The sequence below is a fragment of the Scandinavium sp. genome (assembly GCF_032012665.1).
Lineage (GTDB): Bacteria > Pseudomonadota > Gammaproteobacteria > Enterobacterales > Enterobacteriaceae > Scandinavium.
Genome location: NZ_DALZVG010000009.1, coordinates 98,231 through 118,051, shown reverse-complemented (window position 1 = coordinate 118,051; position 19,821 = coordinate 98,231). Strand labels below are relative to the sequence as shown.

General features: G+C 57.2%; 15 protein-coding genes. 8 read left to right on the top strand and 7 right to left on the bottom strand.

Going from position 1 to position 19,821, the window contains the following annotated elements; genetic code table 11:
• The first annotated feature begins 1 nt into the window (after position 1).
• The 5 genes from menB (at position 2) to RTU33_RS10245 (ending at position 5,262) form a co-directional block, all read left to right on the top strand.
• Positions 2-859, top strand: a complete 858-nt coding sequence (gene menB, locus RTU33_RS10265) for a 1,4-dihydroxy-2-naphthoyl-CoA synthase (protein ID WP_312627109.1) — start codon at positions 2-4, stop codon at positions 857-859.
• The gene (gene menC, locus RTU33_RS10260; RefSeq protein ID WP_312627108.1) at positions 859-1,824 is read left to right on the top strand and encodes an o-succinylbenzoate synthase; all 966 of its coding nucleotides are present in this window, start codon (positions 859-861) and stop codon (positions 1,822-1,824) included. Before menB ends, menC begins: the two co-directional genes overlap by 1 nt.
• The gene (gene menE / locus RTU33_RS10255) at positions 1,821-3,188 is read left to right on the top strand and encodes an o-succinylbenzoate--CoA ligase (protein ID WP_312627107.1); all 1,368 of its coding nucleotides are present in this window, start codon (positions 1,821-1,823) and stop codon (positions 3,186-3,188) included. Before menC ends, menE begins: the two co-directional genes overlap by 4 nt.
• Positions 3,189-3,428: 240 nt before the next feature.
• Positions 3,429-3,971, top strand: coding sequence for a YfaZ family outer membrane protein (locus RTU33_RS10250; protein ID WP_312627105.1), 543 nt, complete (start codon positions 3,429-3,431; stop codon positions 3,969-3,971).
• Between the two features lie 88 nt (positions 3,972-4,059).
• Positions 4,060-5,262, top strand: coding sequence for a nicotinamide mononucleotide deamidase-related protein YfaY (locus tag RTU33_RS10245; protein WP_312627142.1), 1,203 nt, complete (start codon positions 4,060-4,062; stop codon positions 5,260-5,262).
• Here the strand turns inward: RTU33_RS10245 and glpC are convergent, their stop codons facing one another.
• Genes glpC through glpA form a run of 3 tightly spaced genes read right to left on the bottom strand, consistent with a single transcriptional unit; the run spans position 5,263 to position 9,324 of the window.
• Complete coding sequence (gene glpC, locus RTU33_RS10240; protein ID WP_312627104.1) at positions 5,263-6,462, bottom strand: anaerobic glycerol-3-phosphate dehydrogenase subunit GlpC; 1,200 nt, start codon at positions 6,460-6,462, stop codon at positions 5,263-5,265.
• Positions 6,459-7,706, bottom strand: a complete 1,248-nt coding sequence (gene glpB / locus RTU33_RS10235) for a glycerol-3-phosphate dehydrogenase subunit GlpB (protein WP_312627103.1) — start codon at positions 7,704-7,706, stop codon at positions 6,459-6,461. The genes glpC and glpB overlap by 4 nt, the downstream gene beginning before the upstream one ends.
• Positions 7,696-9,324: an anaerobic glycerol-3-phosphate dehydrogenase subunit A gene (glpA, locus tag RTU33_RS10230; RefSeq protein ID WP_312627102.1), complete on the bottom strand. Its 1,629-nt coding sequence runs from the start codon at positions 9,322-9,324 to the stop codon at positions 7,696-7,698. The genes glpB and glpA overlap by 11 nt, the downstream gene beginning before the upstream one ends.
• Positions 9,325-9,591: 267 nt before the next feature.
• On the opposite strand from glpA, the gene glpT reads away from it, so the two are divergent.
• Together glpT and glpQ are read left to right on the top strand one after the other, a co-directional pair.
• The gene (gene glpT, locus RTU33_RS10225) at positions 9,592-10,944 is read left to right on the top strand and encodes a glycerol-3-phosphate transporter (RefSeq protein WP_312627101.1); all 1,353 of its coding nucleotides are present in this window, start codon (positions 9,592-9,594) and stop codon (positions 10,942-10,944) included.
• Positions 10,945-10,955: 11 nt separating this feature from the next.
• On the top strand, positions 10,956-12,017 hold the full coding sequence (gene glpQ / locus RTU33_RS10220) for a glycerophosphodiester phosphodiesterase (RefSeq protein WP_312627100.1): 1,062 nt from the start codon (positions 10,956-10,958) through the stop codon (positions 12,015-12,017).
• Positions 12,018-12,095: 78 nt separating this feature from the next.
• On the opposite strand, the gene yfaE is transcribed toward glpQ, so the two are convergent.
• The 4 genes from yfaE to ubiG form a co-directional block, all read right to left on the bottom strand.
• On the bottom strand, positions 12,096-12,350 hold the full coding sequence (gene yfaE, locus RTU33_RS10215) for a class I ribonucleotide reductase maintenance protein YfaE (protein ID WP_312627098.1): 255 nt from the start codon (positions 12,348-12,350) through the stop codon (positions 12,096-12,098).
• Positions 12,350-13,480: a class Ia ribonucleoside-diphosphate reductase subunit beta gene (gene nrdB / locus RTU33_RS10210; RefSeq protein WP_312627096.1), complete on the bottom strand. Its 1,131-nt coding sequence runs from the start codon at positions 13,478-13,480 to the stop codon at positions 12,350-12,352. The genes yfaE and nrdB overlap by 1 nt, the downstream gene beginning before the upstream one ends.
• Before the next feature lie 102 nt (positions 13,481-13,582).
• The gene (gene nrdA / locus RTU33_RS10205; protein ID WP_312627095.1) at positions 13,583-15,868 is read right to left on the bottom strand and encodes a class 1a ribonucleoside-diphosphate reductase subunit alpha; all 2,286 of its coding nucleotides are present in this window, start codon (positions 15,866-15,868) and stop codon (positions 13,583-13,585) included.
• A gap of 346 nt (positions 15,869-16,214) precedes the next feature.
• Positions 16,215-16,940, bottom strand: coding sequence for a bifunctional 2-polyprenyl-6-hydroxyphenol methylase/3-demethylubiquinol 3-O-methyltransferase UbiG (gene ubiG / locus RTU33_RS10200; RefSeq protein ID WP_312627093.1), 726 nt, complete (start codon positions 16,938-16,940; stop codon positions 16,215-16,217).
• A gap of 159 nt (positions 16,941-17,099) precedes the next feature.
• Between ubiG and gyrA the strand changes: the two genes are divergently transcribed.
• On the top strand, positions 17,100-19,739 hold the full coding sequence (gyrA, locus tag RTU33_RS10195) for a DNA topoisomerase (ATP-hydrolyzing) subunit A (protein ID WP_312627092.1): 2,640 nt from the start codon (positions 17,100-17,102) through the stop codon (positions 19,737-19,739).
• Positions 19,740-19,821 lie beyond the last annotated feature (82 nt).

Below are 19,821 nucleotides of genomic sequence, written 5' to 3'. Positions count from 1 at the left end.
GATGATTTACCCTGATGAAAAAATGCTCTACGCCCCGGTGGAATGGCAGGACTGCTCCGAAGGTTTTACCGACATCCGCTATCAGAAATCCGCTGACGGTATCGCTAAAATCACCATCAATCGTCCACAGGTGCGTAACGCGTTCCGTCCGCTGACCGTCAAAGAGATGATTCAGGCGCTGGCCGACGCTCGCTACGACGATAACGTTGGTGTGATCGTGCTTACCGGTGAAGGCGACAAAGCCTTCTGCGCGGGCGGCGATCAGAAAGTGCGCGGCGACTACGGCGGATATCAGGACGATGCCGGCACGCATCACCTGAACGTGCTGGACTTCCAGCGTCAGATTCGCACCTGCCCGAAACCGGTCGTGGCGATGGTGGCGGGTTACGCCATCGGCGGCGGCCACGTGCTGCACATGATGTGCGATCTGACCATCGCAGCTGAAAACGCGATCTTCGGCCAGACCGGCCCGAAAGTCGGCTCGTTTGACGGCGGCTGGGGTGCATCCTACATGGCCCGCATCGTGGGGCAGAAAAAAGCGCGTGAAATCTGGTTCCTGTGCCGTCAGTACGACGCAAAAGCCGCGCTGGATATGGGCCTGGTCAACACCGTTGTTCCGCTGGCCGATCTGGAAAAAGAGACCGTTCGCTGGTGCCGTGAAATGCTGCAAAACAGCCCAATGGCTCTGCGTTGCCTGAAAGCAGCACTTAATGCCGACTGCGATGGTCAGGCAGGTCTTCAGGAGCTGGCCGGTAACGCTACTATGCTGTTCTACATGACCGAAGAAGGTCAGGAAGGCCGCAACGCCTTCAACCAGAAGCGTCAGCCTGATTTCAGCAAATTCAAACGGAATCCATAATGCGCAACGCCCAGGTATACCGCTGGCAGATCCCCATGGATGCGGGAGTGGTTCTGCGCGAGCGGCGACTGAAAACCCGCGATGGGCTCTTCGTGCGGCTGCGCCTGGGCGAAGCCGAAGGCTGGGGAGAGATCTCACCCTTGCCGGGATTCAGCCTGGAAACGTTAGAAGAGGCGCAGGTCGCCGTGATGGCCTGGGTCCAGGCCTGGCAGCAGGGGAATGATCCTGAACTTCCGCCGTTGCCTTCCGTAGCCTTTGGCCTGAGCTGTGCGCTGGCAGAGCTGCACAACGAGCTACCGCTGGCCGCCGATTACCGCGCGGCACCGCTCTGTACCGGCGATCCGGATGAGCTGTTTGCCGTGCTTGAGGTGATGCCCGGCGAAAAGGTTGCGAAAGTGAAAGTGGGGCTCTGGGAAGCGGTTCGCGACGGCATGGTCGTCAACCTGCTGCTGGAAGCGATTCCTGACTTACAGCTGCGCCTGGATGCCAATCGGGCCTGGACGCCGCTCAAGGCTCAGCAGTTTGCGAAGTACGTTAATCCGGAATACCGCCCGCGTATCGCGTTTATTGAAGAACCGTGCCGCAGCCGTGACGATTCCCGTGCGTTCGCGCAGGAAACCGGCATTGCGATTGCCTGGGATGAAAGCCTGCGCGAAGCCGGTTTTACCTTCACGGCGGAACCCGGCGTAAAAGCGGTGGTCATCAAACCGACGCTTACCGGTAGCCTGCAGCGCGTGTGCGAACAAGTGGCTGCGGCGCATGCGCAGGGGTTAACCGCGGTGATCAGCTCATCAATCGAGTCAAGCCTCGCTCTCACTCAGCTGGCGCGTATTGCGGCCTGGCTGACGCCGGATACCATGCCTGGCCTCGACACGCTGAACCTGATGCAGGCTCAACTGATTCGTCGCTGGCCGGATAGCAATTTGCCCTGCATGACCTACGAGAGCCTGGATCCGCTGTTATGACCTTCCCTGATTTTCCGTGGCGTCACTGGCGCGCTGCGCGTCCGGATGCCCGGGCGGTGAGGCTGGGCGATGAAGTGCTGACCTGGCGACAGCTGTGCGAAAGTATCGATCGCCTGGCTGCCGGTTTTCTTTCGCAAAACCTCCAGACGGGCGAGGGCGTGCTGCTGCGGGCCTGGAACGCTCCGCAAACTCTGTTGGCGTGGCTGGCATTGCTACAGTGTGGCGCACGCGTTTTACCGGTTAACCCGCAGCTGCCTCGTGAGCTGGTGGCCGCGCTGCTGCCTCAGTTTTCACTTCATCACGCGGTACTGCTCACAGAAGAAGCCCCGTTTACCGATTTGCCGATGCTTGTCCTTCAGTTGGCTGAGGCCGCACCGGAATCGCTCTGGCAGCCCGAACGTCTGGCCACGATGACGCTCACTTCCGGCTCCAGCGGCTTACCGAAAGCGGCGGTGCATACGCTGCAGGCCCACCTTGCCAGCGCCAAAGGTGTACTGGCGCTGATGCCTTTTAGCGAATCTGACGACTGGCTGCTGTCGCTGCCGCTGTTTCATGTTTCCGGGCAGGGCATTATCTGGCGCTGGCTGCTGAAAGGCGCATGCCTGACGGTGCGCGAACGCATGCCGCTGGCGCAGATGCTGGCAGGCTGTACGCATGCTTCGCTGGTGCCGACTCAGCTCTGGCGTCTGCTGCACGACGGTGAAACCTCTACGCTTCACACGGTGCTGCTGGGCGGCGCGGCAATTCCTGTCGAGCTTGCCGAACGGTCGCGCTCCCGTGGCATTCAGACGTTCTGCGGCTACGGCCTGACGGAATTCGCTTCCACGGTCTGCGCCAAGGAAACGGATAGCGAAGCTGACGTGGGGCGTGCGCTGCCGGGCAAACAAGTGAAAATCGTTGACGGTGAAATCTGGCTGCGCGGTGACAGCATGGCGGCGGGCTACTGGCGCAACGGCGAGCTGATCCCGCTGACTAATGCCGAAGGCTGGTTTGCCACGCGCGACCGCGGTGAGTGGCATGGCGATCGTCTCAGCGTCCTTGGTCGAATGGATAATCTTTTTTTCTGCGGCGGTGAGGGGATTCAACCCGAAGAGGTTGAGCGGACCATTGTCCGTCATCCGCAAATTGAACAGGTCTTTATTGTGCCGCTGGATGACAACGAATACGGTCAGCGCCCGGTTGCGGTGGTGGAAGGTCGTGAAGGGTTTGACGTTGCCGGGATGCCTGAATGGGCGAAGGATAAGCTGGCCCGGTTCCAGCAGCCTGTTTACTGGCTTCAGCTGCCCGCAAGCCTGAAAACCGGCGGCATTAAAATTTCCCGCCGCGCGCTTCAGGAGTGGGTGAATGCCACGCTGAAAGGCTAAAATTTCTGATTCTCATCCGGGTGATAAACACTTTCTCTGTGAAGGGGCATTTAGCTGTTTTGTCTCACTTCTCCTTCATTACTGCTGAAATTCCCCTCAATACGCCTCGTATCACGTAGTGACTGGTTACAATCCTGTCGCCAATCGCCTTTTTAGTGTCTTGATTCCTGGGCATTCGGCAGTACAATTCTGCCGTTTTTGGGCATTTTTATTAATTTGTGTTTGCTGGAACGTTAAAAAATGAAAAAAGGTATCTTATTAGGTCTGTCCGGGCTGCTGTTTGTTTCTGCGGCGGCGAACGCGATCAGCGTGAGCGGTCAGGCGGGCGAGCATTACACCAACCTGGGTGTAGGTTTTGGAACGGAATCAACGGGTCTGGCGATGAGCGGTAACTGGACCCACAGCGACAACGACGGCGATGCCGCGAACCTCGGTCTGGGTCTGAATATTCCGCTGGGCCCGTTCATCGCGACCGTCGGTGGTAAAGGCGTCTACACCAATCCGAAGCAGGGTGATGAAGGCTATGCGGCTGCGGTAGGCGGTGGTCTGCAGTGGCCTATCGGCGACAGCTTCCGTCTGTTCGGTGAGTATTACTACTCCCCGGATTCCCTCTCCAGCGGTATCGAGAGCTATCAGGAAGCCAACGCAGGCGGTCGCTGGACCATCATGCGTCCGATCAGCATTGAAGCGGGCTACCGTTATCTGAATCTGGCAGGTAAAGATGACAACCGTGACAACGTCATTGCAGACGGCCCGTACGTAGGCGTAAGCGCGGCATTCTGATCTCCCGGCGCGGTATTCTGCCGCGCCTGTTTTCCTTTTCTTCCCGGCCTCCGCTATAGTAAATCGTCCTCTTCTTCAGGAGATAATGATGATAAAGGTGGAGATGCTGTCCACGGGTGACGAAGTGCTGCATGGTCAAATCATTGACACCAATGCCGCGTGGCTTGCCGATTACTTATTTGCGCAGGGAATGCCGTTAACGCGGCGCAATACCGTTGGTGACGATCTCGATGCGCTGGTATCCATCCTGCGCGAACGCAGCCAGCATGCAGATATTCTGATCGTTAACGGCGGTCTTGGCCCTACCAGCGACGATCTGAGCGCGCTGGCCGCCGCCACTGCTAAAGGTGAAGGGCTGGTGCTGCACGAAGCCTGGCTCAAGCAGATGGAGCGCTTCTTCAGCGGGCGTGGCCGGGTGATGGCCCCGAGCAACCGCAAACAGGCGGAAATTCCCGCCAGCGCCGAGTTTATTGATAACCCGGTCGGTACCGCCTGCGGCTTTGCCGTTCAGCTGAACCGCTGCCTGATGTTCTTCACGCCGGGCGTGCCTTCGGAATTTAAAGTGATGGTGGCTGAACAGATTGTGCCGCGCCTGCGTGAGCGCTTTACGTTGCCGGAGCCTCCGCTTTGCCTGCGGCTCACCACCTTTGGACGCTCCGAAAGCGATCTGGCCCAGAGCCTTGATCATCTGAACCTGCCGCCTGGCGTGACGATGGGCTATCGCTCATCCATGCCAATCATTGAGCTGAAGCTAACCGGGCCTGCCGCTGAGCGCGACGCGATGCTCGCCCTGTGGCCCGAGGTGCAGAAAGTCGCGGGAGAGAGCCTGATCTTTGAAGGTACCGAAGGCCTGGCGGCGCAGCTGGCCCGCACGCTGCATGAGCGGAATCTGAGCATCACCCTCAGCGAGCAGTTCACCTGCGGGCTGATTGCCCTTCAGCTTGGGCGGGAGAGTGCGCCTCTTCTGGCAAGTGAAGTGGTACCGTGCCAGGAGGAAACGCTGGCGCAGACGGCGCACTGGACGGCGGAACGCCGGGTGAACCATTTTGCCGGACTGGCGCTGGCCGTCAGCGGACTGGAGCAGGATCATCTCAACTTCGCACTCTCAACCGCCGAAGGCACTTACGCGCTGCGGGTGAAATTTAGCAACTCGCATCACAGCCTCGCGGTGCGTCAGGAGGTATGTGCGATGATGGCGCTGAATATTCTGCGTCGCTGGCTGAACGGCAAATCGGTGGCCAGCGAGCACGGCTGGATCAACGTTGTCGACGACCTCTTCCTGCCAGCGTAATCAGTGTGGGCTTGCCAGCGCCTGAGCCAGAAGGGTAATGGGATGTTCACAACGCAGGCTGGTGGACATCTCAATCTGCCATTTGCAGGTTTCACAGTCGGTAATCACCAGATCGGCGCCGCTCTCCTCAATTCGGGCAAACAGCGGGGCGCCGATGGCCTGCGAGGTGACGTAGTTTTCGGTTTTAAAACCGTAGGTTCCGGCAATGCCGCAGCACTGTGAATCCAGCACGATAACCTCCAGCTCCGGGATCTGACGCAGCAGCTCAAGGGTGTAAATCGACCAGCCCATTTTTTCCATATGGCAGGGCGTGTGATACACCACCTTCAGCGGCAACCGGCGTAACGGCAGCGTTTTCCCCGCATCCAGCTGTTTCCACAGCCAACGGGTAGCAAGCTCAATGCTGTCGCGAACGTCATGGTTATCAATATCCAGCAGATGTGGATATTCGTCGCGCAGGGTGAACGTGCAGGTTGACGACGTGGCAATCGCCGGCAGCTGTTTTTCCACCACCGCCTTGCGCAGTGAAGCGGTATTGATTTGCGCCTGTTTACGCGCCTTATCGACAAAGCCGTTGGCAATCAGCGGCACGCCGCAGCACTTCTCTTTGTCCAGCAGCTGTACCCCAACACCGAGGGCATTTATCACGCTGATTAAATCTTTGCCAAGCTGCGGGTTGTTGTAATTCACGTAACAGCCGTGGAAAAAGGCGACCTGTTCCGCATATTGCGCCTGCTGTTTTTCAATCCGGCGATACCAGCGTCGGAAGGTTCCCGTACCGTATTTGGGCAACTGGCGGCGATGGTCAATTTTCAGGGCGACGTCCAGCAGTCGACGAACCGGCTTCAGGCCCGTGGTGGCGTTGACGATCGGCGCAAACGGCGTGGAAAGCGTGCCCATTAAATCCGTGTGGCTGAGAATGGCATCGCGAAGCGTGGGCTTCTGCTGGCTGAACCGGGCCCGGGCACGCTGGATAATATCGCCAATGCGAACGTCTGACGGGCAGGCGACCTCACAGCGCTTACAGTTGATGCAATACTTCAGCGCTTCGTCATACAGTGCACCCTCTTTCAGGCGCAGGCGTTCACCGTCCGGGCCTGCCTGTTTCGGGCCCGGATAGTGAGGATTAACGCGGCTTACCGGACAGGCCGTGGTGCAAACGGTACATTTGATACAGTGGTCAAAACGGGTATCGCTCATGGCTGCTCTCCGCTGAGTTCAGTAATCTGGCGGGCAACGTACAATGCCGTGACTGCGCTGACGCCGCCGGCGCAGCCCTGTGACAGGCCGTCAAAGCCACCGAGCACACCGCCGATGGCGAAAAAGTTGTTGAAAGGCTGGCCGTTGAGTGAAGCGCGCAGCGCGTTATCCGTTTTAACGCCAAAGCGCTGCCAGGGTTGTGGCTCAAAGAAATCACGGCTGGTCCAGTTTTCCCGCCCGGACGTTTGCAGCACGTCGAGGCCGAGGACGGGTTCGCTTACGTCCTGCCGACTGGCGACCAGGCCGCCGCTGAAGAAGCTGCCGCTGGCGAGTACGGCAAAGCGGGTGCGCAGCGGGATCTCGCCGTGGTTACGGGTCGAAATCGCGTTGACGCTTTGCCCGCTGTGGCTCACATCCGTCACCGCATCACCCGCCAGCCAGACACCGCCGTTCTTAATAAACTGACGCTGTAACGCAGCGTTTAATCTGATGCCCGGCACCGACGGGGGCAGCGTCGGCAATAAAGAAAGCGGGCAGGGAAGGGATTCATTCAGCGCGCGCCACAGGCTGTTATCCTGCAGGCCAAAGCAGGCGGGCATGAGGATCCTGTCATACTGCTTTGCTATTGGCAGCAGCGCGGCCAGCAGGCTCTGCGCCTGATTGCCGCCATCCAGCACCCTGGCCAGATTTACCGAGCGGAACTCAGAGGCGTTATCGCGCAGGATGTCCAGCTGTGGGAGTTCGATTTCCAGCGCCTCAGCGTTTGCGCCGCTTTTCCGCAGTGAGGCTGCCGCCAGATGCGACTGAAAATCGAGAAAGCCGCTGATACCCACCACCGCAATGCGCTCCCCCTTTTCCGGGGCAAGGGCAATGTCCTCAGACGTCAGCCATGCCTGGCGCAGGGTGCCAATGGGGGTAATGCGCTGATGTGGCTGCTCAACGCTGCCCTGCATAGCAATGCCGCATTCGCTCAGCAGCGCTTCGGTTTGATGTGCACAGGCCAACACCGCTGTTTTGCCGATCAGGCTATAGGGATGCGTGGGTTCGGTGGCCGCGAGCCTCTCCAGCGCAGCATCAAGGGAAATTTCCGATGAACGGGTCAGCAAATCAAGGGAGCCGGACGAAAAGTGCAGGCCGCTCTGGCCGCGGCTGATGATGGCGCACCGCAGGCCCTGGCGGGTCAGCTCCAGCCCGCACAGCAGCCCCGCGAGTCCGCCGCCGATGATGACGGTATCAAATTTCATCCTGATGCTCCTTTTCCAGACCGCACAATCCCTGCCAGACCCAGCGCGTAAATTCGCTTTCCCGCAGTGCATCGCCCCAGGCGACGGGCTGCACGCCCCGCCAGCGTTCATTCAAAAATTCAGAGAGCTGATTGAGCGATTGCGCAGGCGTGGTGACCTGATAACGCTGCAGTAAACCGGCTGCCCGGCAGGCGCAGAGTTCACCCTGGCAGGAGCCCATGCCAACGCGCGTACGACGACGCAGGTCGAGCAAATTCTTCACTGCCAGGTTGTCGACGGCATAGCGTACTTCCCCGGCGGTGACGGCTTCGCATTCACACACCAGGCTCCGGTGCAGTCGTGAATCGCCAAGCCATTCTGGCGTACGGTCGCCATGGCGATAAACAGCAGAACCGCGCAGCGGGGCAGGAAGGGAAATCATTTTGTGCAACGTGTTTTCGGTTGTTTCGCGTGAACCCGGCAAGGGAATGTCAGCCGTGGTGCAGGCTGCGCTGTGATTCAGTTTTCGGCAGACGGCATCGGTTGCCATTTCCGCCATCAGCCGATAGGTCATCAGCTTACCGCCGGTGATGGTGATAAAGCCCTCCATGCCGTCGCGTCTGGCGTGATCGAGCAATACAATCCCCCGGCTGACGTTACGCCCGCTTGGGTCGTCGTCGCTGGCGACCAGGGGACGCACGCCGCAGTACGCGCGAAGAATGCGCGTTGTCGCCATTATCGGAGCCAGTTTTTCCCCTTCACGCAGCAGGATATCGACTTCTTCCGCCGTGACACGGTTGTAGTCGATATCGCGGTAATCAATGTGCGTGGAGGTCGTACCAATCAGCGAAATCGTATCGCCAGGCACGAGAATATCGGCATCCGCAGGCTTGCGGCAGCGGTTGATCACGTGCTGGTTAATGCGGTTTTCGAAAATGAGCAGTGATCCTTTTGCCGGGAACATGCGCACGGACAGGTCGGCGTATTCGGCAATACGCTGGCCCCAGATGCCGCCCGCGTTGACGATGACCTGGGCATGTAGCTGTTCGGTTTTTTGTGTTGTGCGATCCCATATCGTTACCCCGCATACGCGCGCGCCCTGGCGGATGAGCCCCGTCACTTCGCAGCCGGTACGAATGATGGCACCGTGCTCGCGGGCATCCAGCATATTGGCGGCCGTCAGCCGGAAGGGATCTACTGTGCCGTCGGGCACTTTCACCGCGCCGATAATTGCCGGGTTGACTGCGGGCTCCAGCGTCAGCGCCTGGGCGGGCGTCAGCGGTTGGGCATCAATATTTGCGCTTCGGCAGGCTTCAATAAACTGCTGCTGAAAGTCGAGAGAATCTTCCGGCAGGGTAATAAACAGCCCTTGTGTGGCTTCAGTACAGTGGCGGGCAATGCGTTTGAGAATAGCGTTTTCGGCGATGCATTCACGGGCAGATTCCGGGTCGGTGACCGCGTAGCGTGCACCGCTGTGCAGCAGACCGTGGTTGCGGCCAGTCGCCCCGGTGGCGATATCATCACGCTCGACAAGAATCGCTTTGAGGCCGCGCAGAGCGCAGTCCCTGGCGATTCCGGCACCCGTTGCGCCACCGCCGATGATGATGACATCGGCTTCATTGACCGTCGCGAAAGTCATACTGCTCCCTTCCTGTTCATTTTCGTCCAGTTAGCCACAATAAAACTGTGGTTTGTTTGATATCGCGCATAATCGAACATAAATCGAAAATGAAACGTGATTCCGTGCTCACAATGGAATATTTGTCATAATTCTGTAACATTTTGTGCGACATTTCACAGTACGCCCGCTACGCTTTGCCTACCATCCGCCCCGGATGATGACTCATCCCTGCTACTGATAATTCTCAGACGTTTGTATCTGATAACGATGGCCACGGAGGCTACCATGCTCAGTATTTTTAAACCTGCCGCCCACGCGGCGAGATTGCCTGAGGCGCAGATAGATGCGCACTATCGCCGACTGCGCTGGCAGATTTTCCTCGGGATCTTCTTCGGTTATGCGGCCTACTACCTGGTGCGCAAAAACTTTGCCCTTGCCATGCCTTATCTGATTGAACAGGGCTTCTCGCGCGGCGATTTAGGCTTTGCGCTGTCGGGCATTTCAATCGCCTATGGTTTTTCGAAATTCATCATGGGGTCGGTTTCCGATCGCTCAAATCCGCGCGTTTTCCTGCCTGCCGGGCTAATTCTTGCGGCGGCGGTGATGCTGTTTATGGGCTTCGTGCCCTGGGCAACGTCCAGCATTGCGGTTATGTTCGTGCTGCTGTTTATCTGCGGCTGGTTCCAGGGGATGGGCTGGCCGCCGTGCGGGCGCACCATGGTCCACTGGTGGTCACAGAAGGAGCGCGGTGGCATTGTGTCGGTATGGAACTGTGCGCATAACGTTGGTGGTGGTTTGCCGCCGCTGCTGTTCCTGTTAGGGATGGCATGGTTCAACGACTGGAAGGCGGCGCTGTATATGCCGGCTTTCGGCGCGATTCTGGTCGCGCTGTTTGCCTTTGCCCTGATGCGCGATACGCCGCAGTCCTGCGGCCTGCCGCCGATTGAGGAGTACAAAAACGACTATCCGGACGACTACAGCGAAAAGCATGAAGAAGAACTGACGGCAAAACAGATCTTCATGCAGTACGTGCTGCCCAATAAATTACTGTGGTATATCGCGGTGGCGAACGTGTTCGTGTATCTGCTGCGCTACGGCATCCTCGACTGGTCACCCACCTATCTGAAAGAAGTGAAGCATTTCGCGCTGGACAAGTCCTCCTGGGCCTATTTCCTGTATGAATATGCGGGGATCCCGGGCACGTTGCTGTGCGGCTGGATGTCGGACAAAGTGTTCCGCGGCAACCGAGGGGCAACCGGCGTGTTCTTTATGACGCTGGTGACCATCGCCACCGTTGTTTACTGGCTTAACCCGCCGGGTAATCCGGGCGTGGATATGACCTGTATGATTGTTATCGGCTTCCTGATTTATGGTCCGGTGATGCTGATTGGCCTGCATGCGCTTGAGCTGGCACCGAAAAAAGCTGCGGGTACGGCCGCGGGCTTTACCGGGTTGTTCGGCTATCTCGGCGGTTCCGTGGCGGCCAGCGCGATTGTGGGCTATACGGTCGACTTCTTCGGCTGGGACGGCGGTTTCATGGTGATGATCGGCGGTAGCGTACTGGCGGTGATTTTACTGCTGGTGGTGATGGCAGGTGAGAAACGTCATCATGCGGAAATGCAGGCGCGTCGACAATAAGGAGCATTGTGATGAAATTAACGCAATTAGCAACGGGCCTGCTGCTGGCCGGTTTAATGACGGGCTCTGCGCTCGCGGCCGATAAGATTGTTATCGCTCACCGTGGTGCCAGCGGCTACCTGCCCGAGCATACGCTCCCCGCGAAAGCGATGGCCTATGCGCAGGGTGCGGATTATCTGGAGCAGGATTTAGTGATGACAAAGGACGACCAACTGGTCGTCCTGCATGACCATTATCTTGACCGCGTGACGGACGTGGCTGAACGTTTCCCGGACCGCGCCCGTAAAGATGGCCGCTATTACGCCATCGACTTCACGCTGGCGGAAATTCGTTCGCTGAAGTTTACCGAGGGCTTTGAGATTGAAAACGGCAAGAAGGTGCAGGTCTATCCGGGGCGCTTCCCGATGGGCAAGTCTGATTTCCGTATTCACACTTTTGAAGAGGAAATTGAGTTTGTTCAGGGGCTGAACCACTCAACCGGTAAAAATATTGGTATCTATCCGGAAATCAAAGCGCCGTGGTTCCATCATCAGGAAGGCAAGGATATTGCGGCGAAAACGCTGGCGGTGCTGAAGCAGTATGGTTACGGCAGCAAGGAGGACAAGGTCTATCTGCAATGTTTTGATGCCGCTGAGCTGAAGCGCATTAAAACCGAGCTGGAGCCGAAGATGGGGATGGATCTCAATCTGGTGCAGCTGATTGCTTATACCGACTGGAATGAAACCCAGGAGAAGCAGCCGGATGGGAAGTGGATTAACTACAGCTACGACTGGATGTTTAAGCCCGGCGCGATGAAGCAGATTGCACAGTACGCGGACGGCATCGGGCCGGATTACCATATGCTGGTGGCTGAGGGCTCCACGCCGGGCCACGTGAAGCTTACGGCAATGGTTAAAGAGGCGCATGCCAGCAAGATGCAGGTGCATCCGTATACCGTGCGTGCGGATCAGCTGCCGGAGTATGCAACGGACGTGAATCAGCTGTACGACGTGCTGTATAACCAGGCGGGCGTGGACGGGCTGTTTACGGATTTTCCGGATAAAGCAGTGAGTTTTTTGCAAGAGAAGCGCTAAAAGCGTCGGGTGGTGACTGTGTCTGACCTGTAAAGCGCGGCTTGCCAGGTCAGGCCAGCGAAGCGCCGCCCGACATCATCACATCTCGATTTCGATATCGCCTTTCGCTTTGCAGCAGCAGGGCAGAATTTCGCCCTGCTGAACAAAGGCCAGCGGCTCCATCAGCCAGTCAACCTGGCCGGAGACCAGGCGGCAACGGCAGGAGCCGCAGTAACCTTCGCGACACTGAAATTCCACCGCAACGTTATGCGATTCCAGCGCCGCCAGAAGGGAAGCGTGTTCTTCCTGGCACAGCAGCTGTGTGCCCGTCACGCGAAGGGTTACGCGGCTCATCAGAGCTGGAAATTGCTCAGGTCGTCGGCATCGACTTCGGCGTCAATCTGCCCAACCAGATAAGAGCTGACTTCCACTTCCTGCGGGGCGACCTGGACGTTATCGGAGACAAGCCAGGTGTTGATCCACGGAATCGGGTTAGAGCGCGTCTGGAATGGCAAATCGAGGCCCACCGCCTGCATGCGAATATTGGTGATGTACTCGACGTACTGACAAAGGATGTCTTTGTTCAGGCCGATCATCGAACCGTCGCGGAACAGGTAATCTGCCCACTCTTTTTCCTGCTGAGCCGCCAGCACGAACAGGTCATAGCACTCCTGCTTGCACTCTTCAGCGATCTCCGCCATTTCCGGGTCGTCCTGGCCCGAGCGCAGCAGATTCAGCATGTGCTGAGTGCCGGTCAGGTGCAGGGCTTCGTCGCGGGCGATCAGACGAATAATCTTGGCGTTGCCTTCCATCAGCTTGCGCTCGGCAAAGGCGAAGGAGCAGGCGAAGCTCACGTAGAAGCGAATGGCTTCCAGGGCGTTAACGCTCATCAGGCACAGATACAGCTTTTTCTTCAGCTCGCGCAGGTTCACGGTGACGGTTTTGCCGTTCACGGTGTGAGTGCCTTCGCCCAGCAGGTGCCAGTAGCTGGTGAGTTCGATCAGTGAATCGTAGTAGTGGGAAATGCCTTCCGCACGTTTCTGGATCTGCTCATTGGTGACGATGTCATCAAACACGGTCGCCGGATCGTTGACGATGTTGCGGATGATGTGGGTGTAAGAGCGCGAGTGGATCGTTTCCGAAAATGCCCACGTCTCAACCCAGGTTTCCAGTTCAGGAATGGAAATCAGCGGCAGCAGCGCCACGTTCGGGCTGCGGCCCTGGATGGAGTCCAGCAGCGTCTGGTACTTCAGGTTGCTGATGAAAATATGCTTTTCGTGATCTGGCAGTGCCTGGTAGTCAATGCGGTCGCGGGAAACGTCGACTTCTTCCGGGCGCCAGAAGAAGGAGAGCTGTTTCTCAATCAGCTTTTCGAAGATGTCATATTTTTGCTGATCGTAGCGGGCCACGTTGACCGGCTGGCCAAAAAACATCGGCTCCAGGAGTTGGTTATTTTTCGTCTGTGAAAAGGTGGTGTATGCCATGAGTGGGATCCTGTCCTGGTATTATACGCCGGGTGGCGCTTCGCTAACCCGGCCTACAAGAGACCGTAGGCCCGGCAAGCAACGCGCCGCCGGGCAATATTATCAAATCTTACATGCGCCGCTTTCGCAGCCATCGTCCTGGATGGACGGTGCCAGGTCGTCCTGGGCATCTTCTGCGCCATCACGGGTGTTGTGATAGTACAGGGTTTTCACGCCAAATTTATAGGCATTGAGCAGGTCTTTGAGCAGCTGCTGCATCGGTACTTTGCCAGACGGGAAACGCGTCGGGTCATAGTTGGTGTTTGCCGAAATAGACTGATCGATAAACTTCTGCATGATACCGACCAGCTGGAGGTAGCCGTCATTATTCGGCATTTCCCACAGCAGCTCGTAGCCGTTTTGCAGTTTTTCGTAGTCCGGCACCACCTGGCGCAGGATACCGTCTTTCGAGGCTTTAATGCTTACGTGACCGCGCGGCGGCTCAATGCCGTTGGTGGCGTTGGAGATCTGCGAAGAGGTCTCTGACGGCATCAGCGCGGAGAGCGTGGAGTTACGCAGGCCGTGCTCTTTGATGGATTCACGCAGGGCTTCCCAGTTGTAGTGCAGCGGCTCGCTGACGATCCCGTCCAGGTCTTTCTTGTAAGTGTCGATTGGCAGAATGCCTTTAGCGTAGGTGGTTTCGTTGAACCACGGGCATGCGCCTTGCTCTTTCGCCAGCTCGTTAGAGGCTTTCAGCAGGTAGTACTGAATGGCTTCGAACGTTTTGTGAGTCAGGTTGTTGCCGCTGCCGTCGGAGTAGCGTTTACCGTGCTTCGCCAGGTAGTAGGCGAAGTTGATGACGCCGATACCGAGAGTACGACGGCCCATCGCACCGCGTTTGGCGGCCAGAATCGGGTAGTCCTGATAGTCGAGCAGGGCATCCAGCGCGCGGACGGCCAGGATGGCCAGCTCTTCCAGATCGTCGAGGCTGTCAATCGCACCGAGGTTAAACGCCGACAGCGTACACAGGGCGATTTCACCGTTTTCGTCGTTGACGTCGTCCAGCGGTTTGGTCGGCAGGGCGATTTCCAGGCACAGGTTAGACTGGCGCACTGGCGCAACGACCGGGTCAAACGGGCTATGGGTGTTGCAGTGATCGACGTTCTGAATGTAGATACGGCCCGTGGACGCACGTTCCTGCATCACCAGTGAGAACAGCTCTACGGCCTTGATGCGCTGCTTGCGAATGGTGTTGTCTTTTTCGTATTTCACGTACAGACGTTCGAACTCGTCCTGATCGGCGAAGAAGGCGTCATACAGGCCCGGGACGTCGGAAGGGCTGAACAGCGTGATGTCCTCGCCTTTCAGCAGACGGGTGTACATCAGCTTGTTGATCTGCACGCCGTAGTCCATGTGACGCACGCGGTTCGCTTCGGTACCGCGGTTGTTTTTCAGCACCAGCAGGCTTTCCACTTCCAGATGCCACATTGGGTAGAAGAGGGTGGCCGCACCGCCGCGCACGCCGCCCTGAGAGCAGGATTTCACCGCGGTCTGGAAGTGCTTATAGAAAGGAATACAGCCAGTGTGGAACGCTTCACCGCCGCGAATCGGGCTGCCCAGCGCACGGATGCGACCGGCGTTGATGCCGATACCGGCGCGCTGGGAAACATATTTCACGATGGCGCTGGAGGTGGCGTTGATGGAGTCCAGGCTGTCGCCGCATTCAATCAGTACGCAGGAGCTGAACTGGCGCGTCGGGGTACGCACGCCGGACATGATTGGCGTTGGCAGTGAAATCTTGAACGTCGACACGGCGTCATAGAAACGCTTCACGTAGTCCAGACGCGTTTCGCGCGGGTAGTTAGAGAACAGGCACGCGGCAACCAGAATATAGAGGAACTGGGCGCTCTCATAGATTTCGCCCGTAACGCGGTTCTGAACCAGGTACTTCCCTTCCAGCTGCTTAACGGCGGCGTAGGAGAAGTTCATGTCACGCCAGTGGTCGATAAAACCGTCCATCTGCTTGAACTCTTCTTCCGTGTAGTCTTCCAGCAGATGACTGTCGTATTTACCCAGCTCTACCATGTTGACGACGTGGGTGTAGAGCGCCGGTGGCTCGAACTGGCCGTAGGCCTTTTTACGCAGGTGGAAAATCGCCAGGCGCGCGGCCAGGTACTGGTAGTCCGGTGCGTCACGGGAGATCAGGTCGGCAGCAGCCTTGATGATGGTCTCATGGATATCGGCGGTTTTGATACCGTCGTAGAACTGGATATGCGAGCGCAGTTCAACCTGAGAAATGGAAACGTTGTTCAGCCCCTCGGCCGCCCAGTCGAGCACGCGATGAATTTTATCGAGATCGATACGCTCGGTCCCGCCATCACGCTTAGTCACCATCAGACTCTGATTCATGTGCTTTTTACCTGTCCGTGAAAGAAAAAATATCCCCCGTTTATCCACAGAACGCCGCTGTGACTAACTCTGTGGATAAATACTATATATTGGGGGTGTACGATAAGTTAAACGCTATATGGTGAGTATTCTAGTAAGGATTCATTTGAGTACAAGGGTTGATTTTGACGTTAACTTGAGGTTGTCAAAGCGTGAAAAAGGCTAAGTCCTCGAACTGTAAGGCCTGGACGTGATGTCAATAATGTAGAAAAAAAAATGAAAATTTGATCGAGTGCTGATTTCTTCAACGAGGGAAGGATTTGCGCAACGGGATGCTGCGCAAACTTTATAAAAATAACTTATGACGTCAGACGTTTTTTGCGGTTGTATGCAACATATAGTTAACATCAACGCCCGGTGCGAGCTTGAAGTGATTGGTCACCGGATTGTAGTGCAGGCCCGTCATGTGGCGTTCCTGAAGGCAGGTGTCGTCTACCCAGCTCAGCAGCTCGGCAGGCTTAATGAATTTCTTCACGTCATGCGTACCTTTCGGCACCATCTTCAGCACATACTCTGCGCCGACGACCGCCATCAGCCACGCTTTGCCGTTACGGTTTATCGTCGAGAAAAAGACCTGGCCGCCTGGCTTCACCAGCTTTGCACAGGCGTTAACCACGGATTGCGGGTCCGGCACGTGCTCCAGCATTTCCATGCAGGTGACCACGTCATACTCCTGCGCGTGTTTCGCCGCGTGATCTTCGACGGTTTCCTGCACATAGTTCACGTGAATGCCGGTTTCCAGCGCATGCAGGCGCGCGACCTGAAGCGGCTCAAAGCCCATGTCCAGCCCGGTTACCTCGGCGCCTTCCCGTGCCATGCTTTCGGCGAGGATGCCGCCACCGCAGCCTACGTCCAGCACTTTTTTGCCAAACAGACCGTCGGAGCGGGTGGCGATATAGCCTAAACGCAGCGGATTGATGCGATGCAGCGGTTTGAATTCCCCTTCGAGATCCCACCAGCGTGAAGCGACAGCTTCAAATTTTGCAATTTCGTCGCGATCGACGTTAGCCACCGGCTGTTTTTCAGCATTCATGGGCGCATTGACTCCTTTTCTTATCAGGCCTGTGAGTATATCAGCACCCCGGCGCGAATAAAGCGCCGCGCGGGTGCTATTGATTTACCTCAATCCTGTCTGCTGTGTTATAATTTGCGACCTTTGAATCCGGGAAACATGTAGAGGGATAGCGGTTAGATGAGCGACCTTGCGAGAGAAATTACACCGGTCAACATCGAGGAAGAGCTAAAGAGCTCCTATCTGGATTATGCGATGTCGGTGATTGTTGGCCGTGCGCTGCCAGATGTCCGTGATGGCTTAAAGCCGGTACACCGTCGCGTACTTTACGCCATGAACGTACTGGGCAATGACTGGAACAAAGCCTATAAAAAATCCGCCCGTGTCGTGGGTGACGTCATCGGTAAATACCATCCCCATGGTGATTCCGCAGTGTATGACACCATCGTACGTATGGCCCAGCCGTTCTCGCTGCGCTACATGCTGGTCGATGGGCAGGGTAACTTCGGTTCCGTTGACGGCGACTCCGCGGCGGCGATGCGTTATACGGAAATCCGTATGTCGAAAATCGCCCATGAGCTGATGGCTGACCTGGACAAGGAAACCGTCGATTTCGTGGATAACTATGACGGCACGGAAAAAATTCCGGACGTCATGCCAACCAAAATTCCAAACCTGCTGGTGAACGGTTCGTCCGGGATCGCGGTGGGTATGGCCACCAACATTCCGCCACACAACCTGACGGAAGTGATCAACGGCTGCCTCGCCTACATTGATGATGAAGACATCAGCATTGAAGGGCTGATGGAGCACATTCCGGGGCCTGACTTCCCGACTGCCGCCATCATCAACGGTCGTCGTGGTATCGAAGAAGCCTACCGCACCGGCCGCGGCAAAATTTACATTCGCGCCCGCGCGGAAGTGGAAGCCGACGCGAAAACCGGTCGTGAAACCATCATCGTGCATGAAATTCCGTATCAGGTGAACAAAGCTCGCCTGATCGAGAAAATCGCCGAGCTGGTGAAAGAGAAACGCGTGGAAGGGATCAGCGCGCTGCGTGACGAGTCTGATAAAGACGGTATGCGCATCGTGATTGAAATCAAACGTGATGCGGTGGGGGAAGTGGTTCTTAACAACCTTTACTCCCAGACCCAGCTGCAGGTTTCCTTCGGCATCAACATGGTTGCGCTGCACCATGGTCAGCCGAAGATCATGAATCTGAAAGACATTCTTTCGGCGTTTGTGCGTCACCGCCGTGAAGTGGTGACTCGCCGTACCATCTTCGAACTGCGTAAAGCGCGCGACCGTGCGCACATCCTTGAAGCGCTGGCCATCGCGCTGGCGAACATCGATCCGATCATTGAGATGATCCGTCGTGCGCCAACCCCTGCGGAAGCAAAAGCCGCGCTGATCGCGCAAAGCTGGGATCTCGGCAACGTGGCTGCGATGCTGGAACGCGCAGGCGACGATGCGGCACGTCCGGAGTGGCTGGAGCCGCAGTACGGTATCCACGACGGCAAATACTTCCTGACCGAGCAGCAGGCTCAGGCGATTCTGGATCTGCGTCTGCAGAAGCTGACCGGCCTGGAGCATGAAAAGCTGCTCGATGAGTACAAAGAGCTGCTGGAGCAGATCGCTGAACTGCTGCACATTCTGGGTAGCGCAGACCGTCTGATGGAAGTGATTCGCGAAGAACTGGAACTCGTTCGCGAGCAGTTCGGCGATGAGCGTCGCACTGAAATCACTGCCAATAGCGCCGACATCAACATCGAAGACCTGATTAACCAGGAAGACGTTGTGGTCACGTTGTCGCATCAGGGCTATGTGAAGTATCAGCCGCTGACCGATTACGAAGCCCAGCGCCGCGGCGGTAAAGGCAAATCTGCCGCCCGCATTAAAGAAGAAGACTTTATCGACCGCCTGCTGGTGGCCAACACCCACGACACCATTCTGCTGTTCTCCAGCCGTGGTCGTCTGTACTGGATGAAGGTTTATCAGCTGCCGGAAGCCAGCCGTGGCGCGCGTGGACGTCCAATCGTCAACCTGCTGCCGCTGGAAGCCGATGAGCGTATTACCGCTATTCTGCCGGTGCGTGAGTACGAAGAGGGCGTCAACGTCTTTATGGCAACCGCCAGCGGTACCGTGAAGAAAACGGCGCTGACCGAGTTCAGCCGTCCGCGTTCTGCCGGGATCATTGCGGTGAACCTGAACGAAGGCGACGAACTGATTGGCGTTGACCTGACCAACGGTAACGACGAAGCGATGCTGTTCTCTGCCGCCGGTAAGGTGGTGCGCTTTAAAGAGAGCGCTGTGCGTGCCATGGGCCGTACGGCAACCGGCGTTCGCGGTATCAAGCTCGCGGGTGAAGACAAAGTTGTTTCGCTGATCATTCCTCGCGGTGAAGGTGCCATCCTGACCGTTACGCAGAACGGCTACGGTAAGCGTACCGCAGAAACGGAATACCCAACTAAATCACGCGGCACGCAGGGCGTTATCTCGATCAAAGTGACCGAGCGTAACGGTTCCGTGGTTGGCGCGGTTCAGGTTGTGGATACCGATCAGATCATGATGATCACCGATGCCGGTACGCTGGTGCGTACGCGCGTGTCGGAAGTCAGCGTGGTTGGTCGTAACACCCAGGGCGTTATCCTCATCCGCACTGCGGAGGATGAAAACGTGGTGGGCCTGCAGCGCGTGGCTGAGCCGGTTGACGAAGAAGAGCTCGACGCTATCGACGGCACCGTTGCCGAAGGTGACGACGAGATCGCGCCTGAAGCGGAATCTGACGACGACGTGGCGGATGACGCCGACGACGAATAATCGTCTTAAATCATTGCCAAAGGGTCAGCGAATGCTGGCCCTTTTTCTTAGAATATTGCGAGGGGTGCGATTTACCGCTACC

What these genes read in the sequence shown, in the direction of transcription:
- menE (WP_312627107.1), top strand. Translation starts at nt 1,821, where the DNA reads ATGACCTTCCCTGATTTTCCGTGGCGTCACTGGCGCGCTGCGCGTCCG.
- glpT (WP_312627101.1), top strand. Translation starts at nt 9,592, where the DNA reads ATGCTCAGTATTTTTAAACCTGCCGCCCACGCGGCGAGATTGCCTGAG.
- glpQ (WP_312627100.1), top strand. Translation starts at nt 10,956, where the DNA reads ATGAAATTAACGCAATTAGCAACGGGCCTGCTGCTGGCCGGTTTAATG.
- yfaE (WP_312627098.1), bottom strand. Translation starts at nt 12,350, where the DNA reads ATGAGCCGCGTAACCCTTCGCGTGACGGGCACACAGCTGCTGTGCCAG.
- glpA (WP_312627102.1), bottom strand. Translation starts at nt 9,324, where the DNA reads ATGACTTTCGCGACGGTCAATGAAGCCGATGTCATCATCATCGGCGGT.
- RTU33_RS10245 (WP_312627142.1), top strand. Translation starts at nt 4,060, where the DNA reads ATGATAAAGGTGGAGATGCTGTCCACGGGTGACGAAGTGCTGCATGGT.
- nrdA (WP_312627095.1), bottom strand. Translation starts at nt 15,868, where the DNA reads ATGAATCAGAGTCTGATGGTGACTAAGCGTGATGGCGGGACCGAGCGT.
- gyrA (WP_312627092.1), top strand. Translation starts at nt 17,100, where the DNA reads ATGAGCGACCTTGCGAGAGAAATTACACCGGTCAACATCGAGGAAGAG.
- menC (WP_312627108.1), top strand. Translation starts at nt 859, where the DNA reads ATGCGCAACGCCCAGGTATACCGCTGGCAGATCCCCATGGATGCGGGA.
- glpC (WP_312627104.1), bottom strand. Translation starts at nt 6,462, where the DNA reads ATGAGCGATACCCGTTTTGACCACTGTATCAAATGTACCGTTTGCACC.
- glpB (WP_312627103.1), bottom strand. Translation starts at nt 7,706, where the DNA reads ATGAAATTTGATACCGTCATCATCGGCGGCGGACTCGCGGGGCTGCTG.
- RTU33_RS10250 (WP_312627105.1), top strand. Translation starts at nt 3,429, where the DNA reads ATGAAAAAAGGTATCTTATTAGGTCTGTCCGGGCTGCTGTTTGTTTCT.
- nrdB (WP_312627096.1), bottom strand. Translation starts at nt 13,480, where the DNA reads ATGGCATACACCACCTTTTCACAGACGAAAAATAACCAACTCCTGGAG.
- menB (WP_312627109.1), top strand. Translation starts at nt 2, where the DNA reads ATGATTTACCCTGATGAAAAAATGCTCTACGCCCCGGTGGAATGGCAG.
- ubiG (WP_312627093.1), bottom strand. Translation starts at nt 16,940, where the DNA reads ATGAATGCTGAAAAACAGCCGGTGGCTAACGTCGATCGCGACGAAATT.